Source organism: Desulfosporosinus orientis DSM 765, from assembly GCF_000235605.1.
GTDB lineage: Bacteria > Bacillota > Desulfitobacteriia > Desulfitobacteriales > Desulfitobacteriaceae > Desulfosporosinus > Desulfosporosinus orientis.
This window is the reverse complement of sequence record NC_016584.1, coordinates 4,325,328-4,340,667: the sequence shown is the minus strand read 5'-3', so window position 1 is coordinate 4,340,667 and position 15,340 is coordinate 4,325,328. Positions and strand designations below refer to the sequence as shown.

Sequence of the window (15,340 nt, the reverse complement as noted above, 5' to 3'; positions counted from 1 at the left end):
ATGATCGTACAACTTTGCGAAATAGCTCAAGTACGCTCGGGAGACAAGGGGGATTGCAGTGATATATCCCTATTTGCTCAGAATAAAGAAATGTTTGAGGTGTTTAAATCCGAAATCACCGCGGAAAAGGTTTTTGAACACTTTAAGCCTATGGCCTCCGGGCCGGTGCAACGATTTGAAATGGAGAATGTGTTGGCCCTGAAGTTTATAATCGACGGAGCCCTGGCTGGGGGAGCAGCTCAATCTTTACGCAGTGACAATCTGGGAAAATGTTTTGGATCTAATCTTTTGAGGATGAAGATTGATGTTCCGGATCATATTTTGCAGGGTGCAAAATGTTTCAGGTATCCTAAATAACTAGATCCACCAGCAGAGGATGAAAAAGAGTGCTCTTGGGGTCGGGCAGTTTCGCCACATCCTGCAAGAAAAGCTAATTCGTGCGAAGACAGTGTCTTCGTGTCACCGCAGCACCAAGACCTTATTAAGAAACGAGGCGATAACGATGGATGAAAGACAGGCTAAGTATTTAAAGGAAGTCGAGAGAATTCATAAAGGGGGACCAGAAAAGTATCATCAGAAACTTAAAGAAGAAAACAAGCTTTTTGTCCGTGAGCGGTTGAGGTTACTGTTTGATGAGGGTTCGATTTTAGAAGAAGGGACGTTTAGTAACTGTCTGGACCCGGAGCTTCCCGAAGATGCCAATATTGTGGGTATGGCCAAGATTAACGGCAGGCCGGTTTGTTTCTCTGCCGCAGACTTTACCGTCAAAGCGGGGTCGTGGGGAGCTAAGGCTGTGCAAAAAATCTTATTCCTCCAGGAAAAAGCCCTTGCTATGAAGCTCCCGATCATTTACCTCATCGATTCGGCAGGAGCCAGAATTACGGACCAAAAAGTTGTCTTCCCTGGAAGAAATCACGGCGGCAAAGTTTTTTACAATCAGGTGAAATTATCCGGGATTATCCCGCAAATCACGATTCTTTTCGGAGCCTCTCCGGCGGGTGCCGCTTATGTTCCTGCCTTCAGTGATTTAGTAATCATGGTGGAAGGCAAAGCCAGTGCCTTTTTAGGGTCTCCGCGTATGGTGGAAGCAGTCATCGGGGAAAAAGTGTCTCTGGAGGAGTTGGGCGGAGCGCGTATGCACTGCACAGTGAGTGGGCTAGGCGATGTTCTGGCTAAAGATGACACTCAGGCCATTGAAATCTGTAAGAACTATTTTGCCTATTTTCCGCAATGTTACCTCGTGAAACCGGCGGCGGCTGTCCCTGAGGAACCTGGTCAGGGAAGGTCTATTTCAGAAATAATACCCCCTAACCAGAATCAGCCCTTTGATATGAAGGAATTAATCGAGCGGATTGTCGACAAAGGCAGTTTTTTGGAGTACAAAGCCTTGTTTGCCCAGGAGCTCATCACAGGCTGGGCCAGAATCAAGGGTGAAGTTATCGGAATCATAGCCAACCAGCCCAAGATTAAAGGCGGAACATTATTTGTGGATTCCTCGGATAAGGGTGCAAGGTTTATTTGGTTGTGTAATGCTTACAACATTCCGTTGGTTTTTCTTGCGGATATACCAGGTTACATGGTGGGATCTCAGGTGGAGCGGGCAGGAATAATCCGGCATGGAGCCAAGATGATTTCAGCGGTTTCTGAAGCGACAGTCCCCAAGCTTACGCTTATCGTGCGCAAATGCTATGGAGCAGGTCTCTATGCTATGGCCGGACCGGCGTTTGGCACTGACTCCGTGCTGGCGCTGCCTTCCGCTCTCATTGCGGTGATGGGTCCGGAAGCAGCGGTTAAAGCGGTCTATTCCAATAAAATTGCCGAGCTGGAAGGAGAGGCCAGACTGGCTTTTGTGAATAAGAAGAAGGAAGAATATGCGGACAATATCAATATTTATGACTTAGCCTCGGAGCTGATTGTGGATCAAATAATTAGTTTCGAAGGGATTAGGGATCAACTTTCCTATCGTTTAGAGGCCTATCGCGGCAAAGAACGAGTCTGGCCCAAGAAGAACAATCCGATTCATCCGGTATAAAGAGGTGAGGATATGAAGTGTGACTACCTTATCTATGAAGAAAAAGAGGGGATCGCCTATTTAAAGCTTAACAATCCCCAACAAAAAAATAGTTTAACTGACGAGTTAGCCGGGGAACTGACAGAACTCTTACGCGGTTTAAATGAACGGGATGAGATTAAGGTAATTTTGTTATCGGCAGTGGGGGATGTTTTTTCGGCGGGGGGGAATTTAAAGGCCTTTGAGAAGGATATAGAGCTTTCGCCGGCCCAACACTACGTGCGTTTACAGAAGAACTTAGAAATCTTTAAGAGTATCAATGAATTGCATAAGCCTTTAATCATTGGAGTCAATGGAGCTGCTTTTGGAGGGGGAGTAGGGTTAGTGGCTGCCGGGCATCTGGTAGTGGCCTCTGATCAAGCAGTATTTGGACTTACAGAAATTAACCTTGGCCTCGCTCCGTTTGTGATTTATCCCATCATTAAGGAAGCGGTGGGAAGTAAGAAAGCCTTAGAACTCATGTTGACAGCTGAAAGGTTTACGGCCAAGCAAGCCTTAGAGTTCGGCCTGGTCAATAAGGTCGTACCGGCCGAAACCCTGGAACATACTCTCTGGGAATTTGGCGAACGGTATGTTCGTTTAAGTCCCCTAACCATGGATCTGGCGTTAAAGATTCATAACCTAAACAGAGAGGTCGACCTGGATAAGATGATGGAAATCATGGGGGTTTACCGGATTATTTCCTTTACAAGTCAGGACTTAAAAGAAGGGATCAGCTCATTTAGGGAAAAGCGTCCGGCAAACTTTACGGGAGCCTAAGGATTGATAAGCTATTACTAGGAGGTAGAAACGATGAAAATTCTGGCGAATATGAGCGGCTTGATTAATGATATTCGGGTTAAAGAAGGGGAACTGGTGAACGCCGGAGATGTGGTAGCGGTTATTGAATCCATGAAGATGCTGATTGACCTTAAGTCGGAGAGCACTGGGGTTATTACGAAAGTAGTTTGTCAATTAGAAGAGTTTGTGCAAGAGGGGCAGTTGTTGTTTGAAGGAGAATGATGACGCGAGAAAAGAGAGGTAGAGTTATGAAAGATGTTTTTAATTCCTACTTTTCCCAAGAACATGAGAGATTGCGTGAAGAAATTAGGGGTTTTGTAGCTCAATGCATCACTCCCTGCATTAACGATTGGGAGGAAGAGGGTTTCTTTCCGAAAGAAATTCTGCGGGAGATGGGGAAAAGGGGTTTTCTTGGTCTGCGTTACCCTAAAGAGGTGGGAGGATACGGCGGAGATTATTTTATGAACATCATTCTAATGGAAGAATTAGCGCATTGTGGAGCGGGAGGATTCCCCTTGGGAATAGCAGTTCAGACGGATATGGCCAACCCGCCTATTCTGCAGTTTGGTACACCGGCCCAGATCGCTAACTACTTTACGAAGGCTATCCAAGGTGAAAAATTAGGTGCCATCGGGATCAGCGAGCCGGACCACGGTTCGGATGTCGCCTCGATTAAGACAAGTGCGGTTAAGAAGAACGGAAAATGGGTGATCAACGGGAGTAAAACGTTTATTACCAATGGTCCCACGGCTGACTACATCGTTTTAGTAACCAGAACAAACCCTGGCCCAGGTTTTAAAGGGATTTCCTTAATTATTGTAGATCTGGATTCACCGGGTGTAACCGTGAGTAAGAAACTTAACAAATTAGGAATGTGTTCTTCAGATACGGCTCTTCTTAGCTTTGAAGATGTCGAGGTGCCTGAGGAAAATTTGTTAGGACAAGAGGGAAAGGGTTTTTACGAAATCATGTGGGAGCTTCAGGGAGAACGACTGATTGGGGCAGCAGGGGCCTTGGGGTATGCCGGTTACTTATTGGAAACATGGGATGAGCTAACCAGGGAAGATCCTGCTTGGAAGAGCATTTCGGAGAAAGCTGCGCCAGAGATTGAGGGGCTTAAGGCGAGTGTTGACACAGCCAAACTGTTCAATTACGGACTTGTTAAGAAGTTTATAGATGGCAACTATGATACTCAGCTTGTCTCCATCGCTAAATATCACTGTGCAAGGCTGGCCTACCAGGTTGCCGAGCAATTGCTCTTACTCGCGGGACCTTTGGGTGTAAAAAAGGACAATGTCTTCGAACGAATCTGGCGTGATTCCCGCGTGTACCGAATTGGCGGGGGTACGGATGAAATCATGTTGGAAGTGATCGCTAAAGATCTGAATTTAGCGTAATGGAGGGCAGAACTATGAGTGAAGTGTCAATTTATCAGGAGACATTGGACCGCTTTGTGAAAAGCGAAATGCAGTTAAATGAACAAACGGAAATTTCCTGGGGCTATTTTCAGAGTGTATACAAAAAGTTGGCTGAGCTGGGATTTACAGAAGTGATCATGCTGGAGGACGTTGATAAGCCCCTGCTTCTCAAAAATATGGCTCAAATCTTTACAAAAAGCAGCCATCTTTCCTTAGCCTTAGCTATCCTTTGGCAGCTAGCCGTAAATCTGACGGTACTTAACGAACTTGAAGATTCAAGTGAAGCAAAAGAAGCGTTGGCAGCGAGCATCGTCAAGGGTGAAGCTTATGTAAACTGGCCGTGGCATAATCTCTCGTCCGGCGATAGGGTCTACCCCCTATCATTTGGTTCAGGGGAAGAGAAGTATTTCATTCTCGATGGAGACGAGGAAATGGGTTTTAGAGTTTCCCTTAGATTGACGTTGCCCGTCGACAGCCAGTCTGTGGAAAGGTTTGGGTGGTCCGGTCTGAAAGAGATTCGCTGGGCAATAGGGGAGGAGGAGCTTCAAGACAGTATCTACCTGGGGAAACTGAGTAAACCAGGTTTCGAGGCTGTGCAGGATCTGGAACGATTTCTGACCATTGCTTGTACCGTTGGGTTAATGAATATGGCCCTGAAGGCGGGTTATAAGTTCGTCACCGAGAGAGTACAATTTGGCCAAAAGATTTGGGACTTTCAAGCGATTAAACACTATTTGGCGGATGCCTACAGCAAATATCAAGTGGTGAACATTGCCTTCGCAGAATTAACGGAGTATTTCTCCCGGGGAAGCAAGATTACAGGTGAGGGAAAAGAACTACAACGAGTTGGGTTCGATTATGTACAGCAAATTACAGATATCGCCTTGCAGGTTCACGGTGGGAGCGGATATATGCGGGAATACCCGGTACAAAGATTTTGGCGGGATGGAATGTTATTGATTCTCTATGGAAAATAGAAGGGAGGACTGGTGATGGACGGGGATCTGAATTACAATCTGATTTCCAGAATAGCAGCAGGGGATATTTTAAGAAGGGTAAGCCGTAAGTATCCCAGCAAAGTGGCCTTGATCGACGGGGATAATAGGATCACCTTTAAGGATTTAAATGAACGGGCGAACCGATTTGCCAATTATCTCCTGGCTAAGGGATTGCAAAAGGGTGATAAAGTCGCAGTCCTCGGCCTCAATTCCATAGACTTCATAACCTGCTATTTCGGAATCTTTAAAGCCGGGTTGGTTTGGGTTCCTATTAATTTCGGCTTGTCTGCTCAGGATATCCATTACATTATTGAGCATTCAGAGAGTCAATTCATTTTTGTTGATCAGGTTTTGTTTCCTAAACTACCAGATCTCTCCCAAAGCCCAGCCTGGCAGAACCGCATAGTGATTCTGGAAGGAGACGTGGAGAACTGCCCTGGATTTAAGGATTGTATCAGCGAGAATGGGATCGAGCCTCAGGTCTTGATCAAAGATCGTGACCCCGTGTTAATAATGTATACCAGCGGGACGACCGGGAAACCCAAAGGAGTGGTCCAGTCCAATCTTAGTATTTTTACGACGAGTTTGGCTAATGCTTTAGAACTTAAACTTTCGTCAACCGATGTGTCCACTTCTGTTCTTCCGTTGTTTCACATTGCCCAATTTATCTTGAGTTTCTCTTGTCTTAATATGGGCGGAACTCAGGTGATTTTCCGGAAATTTGATCCGAAACAATTTGCTGAGACTGTGGCTCGGGAAAAGATTAACTGGGTCTTTTTGCTTCCCATGATGTACAGGGCGATTATGGCCTCGCCTTACGTTAAACCGGAACAGTTCACAACCGTTCGTTTTTGTCTCTATGCTATTGCCCCCATGGACCAGGTGTCCTTAAAGAAAGGCATCGAGTATTTTAATGCCGAGTTTGCTTTGGCTACCGGTCAGACAGAGATGTGCCCAGCGACTTTATCGTTTAAGCCGGAATATCAGTTAACAAAGCTCGGACCTTATTGGGGTGAGTCCAGTTTGATCATTGATACAGAGATCATGGACGAAGAGGGGAATATTCTCGGTAAAGGCGAGGTCGGAGAAATAGTTCATCGAGGTCCGTCGGTTATGGTGGAATACTGGAAAAATGAACAGGAAACGAATCAAACCAGGGCATTTGGCTGGCACCATACGGGTGACCTGGGCAAGTTTGATGAAGATGGTTTGCTTATCTTCGTCGATCGGAAAAAGGACCTTATTAAATCCGGGGGCGAAAACGTTCCGTCGATTCTCGTGGAATCTGTGATTATGGCCCATCCCAAAGTCGCTAATGCAGTCGTTGTTGGTCTGCCCCACCTTCGCTGGGGCGAGGCTGTTACAGCTTTTATCGTCCCTAAGCCCGGCGAAAATGTCACCAAAGAGGAAATCATCGGACATTGCAAAGAGCGCTTGGCAAAGTTCCAGGTCCCTAAGGATGTTATTATCGTCGGGGAATTGCCGGTTAATTCTAGCGGAAAAATTCAGAAATTTCAGATTAGACAAAAATTCAGAGATCACTTTCTGGAAAACTCTCAGGATAATGTTCTCTCTTCCAGTACTTGAACAATCGCCTTCATAGAAAGGAGTAGTCCTATGTATCCTACGATCGGAAAAATGTTCGAGCTCACGGTAGACAAATATCCTGAGCGGCAGGCATTGGTTTATCCGGCCAAGGGGCAGTCCTGGAGCTATCGGGAGTGGGATGAGCGGGTTAATAAGCTGGGGCATGCCTTAATAGCCAGTGGAATTGGCAAAGGGGATGTGGTGTCAGTCTTTCTGTTTAACACCAGTGAATTTGTGACTACGTTGTTTGCCGCCGCCAAAATTGGAGCGGTCTTTAATCCCATAAATTTTCGCTTAGCCGCAAGTGAACTGGCTTATATTCTCAAGGACTCCGGCTCTAAAGCAGTGGTGTTTGAGCGCGCGACCGCAGAACAGGTAAGAGTTGCTAAGGTACAGGTACCCGGTTTACAATTATATCTTTACGTTGACGAAACTGTCCCTGAATTCGCCCAATCCTTTTATGATTTTTTTGCAGAATTCCCATCGGAACGCCCCGATGTGGAAGTGAAGCAGGACGATTGGTACATTATGATGTATACCAGCGGCACCACGGGGCAGCCAAAGGGTGTTATTCACCGGCACAGGGATATGGTAGAACAAAATATGGTGATGATCAGCGATCAGAAGCTTACCTGTCATGATCGGGGATTGTGTGCCGCGCCGCTCAATCATTCAGCCGAGCTGCACTGTCTTTTCCTGCCGAGGGTTCATATCGGGGCATGCAATGTGATACTGCATCATTTCGATCCCCAACAGGTACTGAGCGCTATTGAACAAAATAAGATCAGCGTAATGTTCGGAGCTCCTACCATGTTAAATATGCTCCTGCAGCTTAATTACCAGGAGTTTGACCTGTCCTCTCTGCGCCTCATCGGCTATGGCGGGGCAGCTATGGCCCCGGCTATGGTTTTGAAATGCCATGAGGCCTTCGGAGCTGAATTGATCCAGTATTATGGTATGACCGAGTTAGGACCTGCTGTGACAGTCCTTTACCCGAATGAGCAAATGGCCCAGGCCGGTGCTGCCGGTAAAGCCTTGCTGAACCATGAGGTGAGAGTTGTCAGGGTCAGAGAAGGGGTGCCATCCGAACCGGACGATGTGGTTAAGCCGGGTGAGGTAGGAGAGGTCATCGTGAAAGGGCCGTGTATGATGGTTGGTTACCACAATCGCCCTGAGACTACGGAAAAAGCTCTGTATAAAGGCTGGTATCACTCCAGTGACTTAGCGAAGATCGATGAGGAAGGGTATATCTGGATCACAGATCGGGCAGATGACCTGATTATTTCCGGGGCAGAAAACATCTATCCAAGGGAAGTGGAGGATGTATTCTATTCACACCCAGATATCGTGGAAGTAGCAGTAAGAGGTCTGCCGGACAACAAGTGGGGTAAAATAGTTGCAGCGTTTGTGGTTCCCAAGCGTCCTGGTCTTACTGCCGAGGAATTGAATGAATTCTTGCTGCGCTCCGACAAACTGGCAGCGTTTAAACGGCCTAGGCGATATGTATTTTGTCCAGCTCTTCCTAAGACACCCAGTGGTAAGATCCAGAAGTTTAAGCTTGATGAGCTTTTGCCAGAGACAGAGGAGGCACCTCCAGGTGCGACAGGCGGTTGAACGAGAAAAGGAGACGAGATGTTTAAAAAAATTCTTATCGCAAATCGCGGGGAAATTGCTCTGCGTGTCCTTAGGGCGTGTAAAGAACTAAAGATACAAACCGTTGCCGTATTTTCTGAAGCGGATAGGGAAGCTTTGCACGTCAAAGAGGCCGATGAAGCGGTTTTCATTGGCCCCGCGTCAAGTTTAAAGAGTTACCTTAATATCTCAAATATCTTAACGGCTGCAGTTCAAACGGGTGCCGATGCAATCCATCCGGGTTATGGTTTCTTGTCAGAAAATGCCCAATTCGCCGAGACATGTGAATCTTTGGGATTGATGTTTATCGGGCCGTCGTCCCAAGCTATCGAAACAATGGGAGATAAAGCAAAAGCACGCAAGACCATGTTAGAAGCAGGTGTTCCGGTAGTACCCGGTTTCAGTGAAGTTTACAACGATCAAGAGATGGCAGACAGGGCTGAGGAGATTGGATATCCAGTACTAATCAAGGCCTCGGCTGGTGGCGGCGGTCGGGGAATGAGGATTGCCCGAAATGCTGAAGAACTAACTGAGGCAGTTCAGGGTGCTCAAAAAGAAGCGCAAATGTTCTTCGGCAATCCAGAACTATATTTAGAAAAATATCTGGAAGAAGCCCGTCACATCGAATTTCAAATTCTGGCGGATAAGCATGGGAATGTTGTGCATCTGGGCGAACGGGATTGCTCGCTGCAACGACGTCACCAGAAACTACTGGAAGAAGCTCCTTCCAGTGTAATCTCACCCAAATTGAGAGAGAAGATGGGATTAGCGGCAGTTCAAGCAGCCAAGTCGGTAAATTACTCCAGCGCAGGAACGGTAGAATTTTTGTTGGATAAGAACAATAATTTCTACTTTATTGAGATGAACACCAGAATCCAAGTTGAGCACCCAATCACCGAAATGATTACTGGAATTGATATTGTCAAAGAACAAATTCGTTCAGCGGCGGAAGAACCATTACGGTATAAACAGAAAGAAATCCAGATTGCCGGGTGGGCCATCGAGTGCCGGATTAATGCCGAGAATCCCGAGAAGGACTTTATGCCTTCACCGGGTATGATTGAAATGTATCAGGCTCCGGAGGGGAGTGGAATTCGCGTTGATAGTGCTGTCTGTCAGGGCTCTGTTATTTCACCCTATTATGACTCTATGATTTGCAAGCTCATCGTTTGGGGAGAAACACGGCAGAAGGCTATCAAAAGAATGGAAAAGGCCTTAAGTGAGTTTAAACTCGAAGGTGTTTCTACAACGATTCCCTTTCATTTGAAAGTACTCGGCAATCCCTTTTACCTTAGGGGTAAGGTTTCTACGGATTTTATTGAACGATGTGTTCTTAGTTAAAGGATCTGCATTTGCGGTAGCCATTGCCCATCAAAAGTTTAGGTGAAGAGGAAGATAGCTTAATTATTGAATTTATTTCTACTCATTTAGAGAAATGGAACAAAAAATCGAAGAGGGTTTAGAACGTAAAGTGTTTCCTGATCATTGAAATGAACGACAAAAAATTCGACTTTTATACGGCGGGTTCTTCGGAACCCGCTGTTTATATTGGATTAGAAGAATTGGGCATACTTGGGAGTGTAATTAGAATAGATATAGCTCTTTTTGCTCGCTCTGGCGGTTAAAAAGTGAAAAGAACAAGCCACCGTTCACAAAGAAACGATGGCTTGTAAAGTTTAAGCAGCTTTTAAATGGCAAATTAGAACTTAATTATTTTGGGTTCACCTGCAAAGGAAGCTATCGTAGCAATTGCATCCTTTAAATAGAGTGTCTGGGTGTTGGGATCAGTTGCAGAATACCGATCCTGAAGTGAAGGATAGCTGTCAAGCATACTCTGCTTGGCTTCAACACGGTCATCCTCTACTGCAAGAGCCTGGATACGAATCCATTCTTGGCCATTAAAAGCGCAGATTTCAATTTTGGGATTGGCCATCATTTGCTTGGAAACGTCCTTTACCTTACCGGTCTGAATGTAAAGCTTACCCTCAAAAATATTGACAGTTCCAAAAGGACGAACTCGTGGCTGATCTCCATCAACGGTTGCTAAGTAATAAGTCTGGCACTTCTTTAAGAAATCAAAAACTTCTTGCATTAAAGAAATCTCCTTTCAAATTTATACCATAAATTTATAATAAAAGTCTTGAAAAGACAAGTACGATTATTTACAATACATAGTATCTATTGTGATACTATGTATTGTAAATAATACCTTTAGGAGGATATTATGGAAGCGGAGAAAGAGTTATTTGGGATATGCCCTTATACAACAGCACAAAAGGTTCTTTCCGGTAAATGGTCAATACTTATTCTTTACCATCTCGGGAAAAAAACCATGCGATTTGGAGAATTGCAGCGGCAGTTGCCTGATTTGACACAGTCAACGCTGACGAAACAGTTACGCGCTTTGGAGGACTTCGGATTAATTGAACGAACGATCTATCCCCAAGTCCCGCCCAAGGTCGAATACTCTCTAAGTGATATAGGGATAAAGTTTAAAAAAGTGTTGGCTGAATTGGCAATTTGGGGCAATGAATACATTGAAACTTTGAAGGAAAAAAATGGCGTCCTATAGATATATAAGGGAAGGTTCTCCCACGGTTAACCTTCCCTATTTCCTAGGGACTATTTATTTCATGACGGGAAAAAAAACTTCCGTGACAAATTCATCGGGATTAGTGGTTGTTCTGGGGTCGGTCAGGTAAATATCATAAGGTGCTCCGAAATTTTTATAGCCATGATCGTCAATCCATTTCATAACCTTTGCATAGGCTTCGCCTAATCTTGAATAGGGCCCGACAAATTTTGTACAGGCAGTTAATCCGCCTTTAAATTCTTTAAGTTTGTCACTGCTTTCAACATTGACGTTTTTATTGACGGGAATACAAACTTCGATATCGGCATTTTCTGCGTCGAATTCCTTATCATAATAAACCGTCATCACGGGTCCGGAGGGTTGAAGATTCAGCTGGTATATGTCTTCAAATACCTTCCCAATCAGAACACTGATATTCTCAATCCTTGTTGCAGCTCTCCTGCTGATAACGATCATGGGTTCTCTTTCTTTTAGCTCCACTTTTAAGTCTTTAGTTTCCATTAATTTACCTCCAGACTCTATTTTTACTAGTTTTAGCTCTATAGAGCTTCTTAGTTTTAAGTTTTTTTCTACTTCCTTATCAATCTCCTGGATTTTGTTTCGGAGAAACTCTTTTAATAATTCAGCATTCTGCTCATCTAATATAGCTCTGATTTCTTCAAGCTTAAGCCCGTATTCTTTAAGTTCTGATATTAAAAGGATTATTAAAACTTGCTGGTCGGAGTAATATCGATACTGGTTTTCCGGGTCAACCTGCACAGGCTTTAACAGGTTGATTTGATCATAATAACGAAGGGTTTTGGTTGAGACCTTGCCAATTTTCGAAAACTGTCCGATTGTGTACACAATTCATCCTCCTTTTCTGTCGACAGGCTAATTATAAACCTTCCAGTTAAGGGTAAAGTCAACTCTAATATTCTTGGTTCAGGAATAAACGATGGAGGAATTACCATGAAAAGAGCAGATTATCACATACATTCCGATTTCTCTCCGGATTCTACACTGACCATGGATCAAGCCTGTGAGAATGCCATAAGTTTAGGTCTTAAGGAACTCTGTTTTACAGATCACTTCGAAATCGCCGGGGATATTGTCATCGACTATGGAAAATACCGGCAGGCTGTGCTTAGAGCAAGGGGCGGTATGGAAAGCAGCTATCACTCAAGGTTGGACTGGAAGTGGGTTTTCGATATTATTGTATTTTTGAACATATGAAACCTCTCTTCATTCCCCTTGATTAGCTCCTACTCACTAGAGGTATGCAGCCCTTTTTGACCGGAAGAGGGCTGCATATCTTTAGTTTGAAAGGAATTATTCTTCAAATTTTTCATCCTGCTTAAAGAGTCTGTTTAAATTGATGTTCAACGATTTTTAGAAATATATTACATTGGAAGGATCTAGCAGAAATGATAGAGAATTAGGTAAATGAAGGAAAGGAGCTGTTAAATTGAAAATCAGAAAATCAAGGTCGATTCTGTACATTTCTATGGTTATTATATTGCTGACTAGCCTTATGGGTTGTCAAGGGCCATCCCCAGATGGTCAGCCCCCACAGGCTGATGTGCCCCTCGTCTCGCTGCCGCAGTCAACGGCTGCTTTTGCAGCGTATAAGGAGATCCCCCTTAGCGTCAAGCCATCGGTAAATCCCTACCAAATCGCGGCTGACCTGGGCAACATCACCAACAAAGACCGCTATAAACTCTCTTCTCAAGCAGAAAACATCTTAAGTAAAAATGGTTTTGTTGTAGTCCCAAGTCCCTACCAGGAGTTTTTCAGCAGCTACGAAAATAATCGCTATGATTCTATTCCCAACTTTATCACTGCCGACGCTATGCTGCACAATTACCACCTGTATTTTGATCATTTGCTGCGGACGTTAGAGAAAGACAAACTGCGGGGGGAACTGAACACCTTAACCGGGTTGATGCTGACTGAAAGCCAAAAGCAGTACGAAGTGCTGAAAGGAACAGCTTGGGAGAACGCGGCAGCACGGAATGTGGCTTATTTTGCTGTGGCTGCCCGGCTGCTTGATCCAAAGGTCGCTGTTCCTGCCTATGTCAGCAAAGAGGTAGAGCAGGAACTGCAGCTTATTGCTGATCACACAGAAACTGGGAAGCCTTCTCCCGTAATGAATATGGGTAATTCCAGCGCTGATTTAGCACAGGCATTAAAAGAAGACTATACCCAGTATAATCCCCGTGGACACTATACCAAATCCGATGAGTTAAAGAGCTATTTTCGGACTATGATGTGGTACGGGCGAATGACTTTCCGTGCCAAGAGTCAGGATGAAACTAAGTCAGCTGTTCTGGTTACCTTGTTACTCGGCCGCCAGCAGATCTATGATCACTGGAACAGCATCTACGAACCGACTAACTTTTTGGTCGGTAAGAGCGACGACTTGGGCTTTAGTCAGTATTACGGGCTTTTATTAAAAACCTTTACCATGGGTGAGATAACGGACCTGAATGAATTGACCGGGAATGTAAATGAGTGGACTTCTTTTTGTGATGGACTTGCCAAACTAGAGCCCCCGGCCATTAACTCCATTCCTATCTTTGACCAGACCATTCAGCCCGACCGGGAAAAGGAGATAAAGGGTTTCCGTTTTATGGGTCAGCGGTTTACTGTTGATGCTGCGGTATTTCAAAAGCTAATCTATCGGGAAGTAGAGGAGAATAATGAAGGGCAGCGCCGGATGCTGCCGAAAGGTCTGGATATCCCGGCTGCGATGGGTTCCCAGGAAGCTTATGCTATTCTGGAGGGAATGGGTGAAACGGGGTATGAGAAGTATCCTGAGAATATGAAGAAGATACAGGTGTATTTGGCTGGGCTGGATACGAATGTTTGGACACAAAACCTCTATTGGTCATGGCTGTACACCTTAGCCCCCTTAACGGAAGCAAAAGGGGATGGGTATCCGGTCTTCATGAACAACCAGGCCTGGACTCGCAAGCAACTGGAGACCTTTCTGGGAAGCTGGACTGAGCTCAAGCACGATACGATCCTCTATGCCAAGCAAGTTTACGCCGAAATGGGCGGGGGTGATCTGCCCCTGGATGATAGGGGTTATGTTGAACCCAATCCGGTCGTTTATGGTCGGTTAGCCGCACTGACGAGGATGACCATTGAGGGTTTGAACAACAGGGGCTTACTCAATGAAAAGGATCAAACCTCTCTCGAACGTTTGGAGGAATTGGCCTTAAAACTTAAAAGTATTGCGGATAAAGAACTGAGCAACCAGAACCTTGACGACCAGGATTACGAGCTGATTCGCGGTTTTGGCGGTCAATTGGAGCATTTTTGGCTTGAGGCCCTGAGTGACGAGGGTGTCGATCACCGTTCGGCCATCGATGAGAATCCTGCTGCTCTGATTGCCGATGTAGCAACCGATCCCAACGGAGAAGTCCTTGAGGAGGGGACAGGGTTTGTCAGTGACATCTATGTAGTAGTACCGGTGGAGGGTCAGCTCCGCATTTCTAAGGGAGCGGTTTACTCCTACTACGAATTTCCTTGGCCGGCCAGGGATCGATTGACTGACCAGAAGTGGAAAGAGATGCTGGAGAACGGCAGGAAAATTGATCAGCCCTCATGGGTTCAGACCTATTCAGTACCGGCATGGTAAAGAAAACGAGAGTCTATTGCGGGGTTATCCTTGTGATACTAGCGGTCATTGGGTTCTCTGGGTTCGTTGGATTTCCAGCTTCCGGAGGGAACGATTTCCCGGTTCAGGCTGCGGCTGATCTGGATGGTGACGGGATTACAGAGGAGTATAGTTTAGTCGATCACTGTCTTACTGTCAGGGAAGGGGACGAGGAGCTTTGGCGATCGCCCCGTGACTGGCGTGTTGACACTTTGGCTTTGGGAGATGCCGACAATGATGGGACACTTAATATGGTGATAACCCTGTGGAAAAAAGGCAGCTTTGGAGCGCTTAAACCTTTCTGGCTGACCGGTGAGGATACCGGCTATAAAAACCACCTTTTTGTCTATGGATTAAAGGACAAGACAATGAAGCAGGCTTGGTGTTCCTCTGATCTGGATCAGCCAATAATCTCTTTGACGATTCGGGATTGGGATGGTGACGGCCTGAATGAGTTGGTCGTCGAGGAAGGGCAATACCGAAGGATCGACGGAGAAGAATATACCCTGAATACTCATTCCCAAGTCAGGACCACAGTCTGGCGCTGGGACGAATGGGGATTCGGCTTGATAAGTCCTCTTTGAACCTGGTTGTGAGCTGCATCACAGATTAAATCCG

General features: G+C 45.5%; 16 protein-coding genes. 14 read left to right on the top strand and 2 right to left on the bottom strand.

The features are described from left to right. The 10 genes from DESOR_RS20220 (at position 1) to DESOR_RS30725 (ending at position 10,111) form a co-directional block, all read left to right on the top strand. The gene (locus DESOR_RS20220; RefSeq protein WP_014186449.1) at positions 1-357 is read left to right on the top strand and encodes an AtuA-related protein; all 357 of its coding nucleotides are present in this window, start codon (positions 1-3) and stop codon (positions 355-357) included. A 145-nt stretch (positions 358-502) separates the two neighbouring features. After that, entirely contained in the window at positions 503-2,032 is a 1,530-nt protein-coding gene (locus tag DESOR_RS20215) for an acyl-CoA carboxylase subunit beta (protein WP_014186448.1), read from the top strand. Between the two features lie 12 nt (positions 2,033-2,044). After that, a complete protein-coding gene (locus tag DESOR_RS20210; RefSeq protein WP_014186447.1) occupies positions 2,045-2,830 on the top strand; it encodes an enoyl-CoA hydratase/isomerase family protein in 786 nt (261 codons plus the stop codon). A gap of 33 nt (positions 2,831-2,863) precedes the next feature. Further along, entirely contained in the window at positions 2,864-3,073 is a 210-nt protein-coding gene (locus DESOR_RS20205; protein WP_014186446.1) for an acyl-CoA carboxylase biotin carboxyl carrier protein subunit, read from the top strand. A gap of 26 nt (positions 3,074-3,099) precedes the next feature. Further along, positions 3,100-4,248 carry an acyl-CoA dehydrogenase family protein gene (locus tag DESOR_RS20200; protein WP_014186445.1) on the top strand — a complete coding sequence of 383 codons (1,149 nt, stop codon included), beginning with the start codon at positions 3,100-3,102 and terminating at the stop codon, positions 4,246-4,248. A 14-nt stretch (positions 4,249-4,262) separates the two neighbouring features. After that, positions 4,263-5,246 carry an acyl-CoA dehydrogenase family protein gene (locus DESOR_RS20195; RefSeq protein WP_014186444.1) on the top strand — a complete coding sequence of 328 codons (984 nt, stop codon included), beginning with the start codon at positions 4,263-4,265 and terminating at the stop codon, positions 5,244-5,246. 15 nt (positions 5,247-5,261) lie between these two features. Continuing rightward, positions 5,262-6,854 (top strand): class I adenylate-forming enzyme family protein, encoded by a 1,593-nt coding sequence (locus DESOR_RS20190; protein WP_014186443.1) that lies wholly within the window; start codon positions 5,262-5,264, stop codon positions 6,852-6,854. Between the two features lie 30 nt (positions 6,855-6,884). Beyond that, positions 6,885-8,468: a long-chain-fatty-acid--CoA ligase gene (locus tag DESOR_RS20185; protein ID WP_014186442.1), complete on the top strand. Its 1,584-nt coding sequence runs from the start codon at positions 6,885-6,887 to the stop codon at positions 8,466-8,468. A gap of 18 nt (positions 8,469-8,486) precedes the next feature. Continuing rightward, positions 8,487-9,827, top strand: coding sequence for an acetyl-CoA carboxylase biotin carboxylase subunit (accC, locus tag DESOR_RS20180; protein WP_014186441.1), 1,341 nt, complete (start codon positions 8,487-8,489; stop codon positions 9,825-9,827). Positions 9,828-9,976: 149 nt separating this feature from the next. After that, on the top strand, positions 9,977-10,111 hold the full coding sequence (locus DESOR_RS30725; RefSeq protein WP_282434384.1) for a hypothetical protein: 135 nt from the start codon (positions 9,977-9,979) through the stop codon (positions 10,109-10,111). A 74-nt stretch (positions 10,112-10,185) separates the two neighbouring features. On the opposite strand, the gene DESOR_RS20175 is transcribed toward DESOR_RS30725, so the two are convergent. Continuing rightward, complete coding sequence (locus tag DESOR_RS20175; protein ID WP_014186440.1) at positions 10,186-10,578, bottom strand: pyridoxamine 5'-phosphate oxidase family protein; 393 nt, start codon at positions 10,576-10,578, stop codon at positions 10,186-10,188. Between the two features lie 132 nt (positions 10,579-10,710). On the opposite strand from DESOR_RS20175, the gene DESOR_RS20170 reads away from it, so the two are divergent. Beyond that, positions 10,711-11,058, top strand: coding sequence for a winged helix-turn-helix transcriptional regulator (locus tag DESOR_RS20170; RefSeq protein ID WP_014186439.1), 348 nt, complete (start codon positions 10,711-10,713; stop codon positions 11,056-11,058). Positions 11,059-11,112: 54 nt separating this feature from the next. Here the strand turns inward: DESOR_RS20170 and DESOR_RS20165 are convergent, their stop codons facing one another. Further along, positions 11,113-11,925, bottom strand: coding sequence for a MerR family transcriptional regulator (locus DESOR_RS20165; protein WP_014186438.1), 813 nt, complete (start codon positions 11,923-11,925; stop codon positions 11,113-11,115). A gap of 105 nt (positions 11,926-12,030) precedes the next feature. Here DESOR_RS20165 and DESOR_RS20160 point away from each other — a divergent pair, with 105 nt between their 5' ends. The 3 genes from DESOR_RS20160 (at position 12,031) to DESOR_RS20150 (ending at position 15,306) form a co-directional block, all read left to right on the top strand. After that, the gene (locus DESOR_RS20160) at positions 12,031-12,294 is read left to right on the top strand and encodes a PHP domain-containing protein (RefSeq protein WP_014186437.1); all 264 of its coding nucleotides are present in this window, start codon (positions 12,031-12,033) and stop codon (positions 12,292-12,294) included. 232 nt (positions 12,295-12,526) lie between these two features. Next, positions 12,527-14,704 carry a DUF3160 domain-containing protein gene (locus tag DESOR_RS20155; RefSeq protein WP_014186436.1) on the top strand — a complete coding sequence of 726 codons (2,178 nt, stop codon included), beginning with the start codon at positions 12,527-12,529 and terminating at the stop codon, positions 14,702-14,704. After that, on the top strand, positions 14,698-15,306 hold the full coding sequence (locus DESOR_RS20150) for a hypothetical protein (RefSeq protein ID WP_242832369.1): 609 nt from the start codon (positions 14,698-14,700) through the stop codon (positions 15,304-15,306). Before DESOR_RS20155 ends, DESOR_RS20150 begins: the two co-directional genes overlap by 7 nt. Positions 15,307-15,340 lie beyond the last annotated feature (34 nt).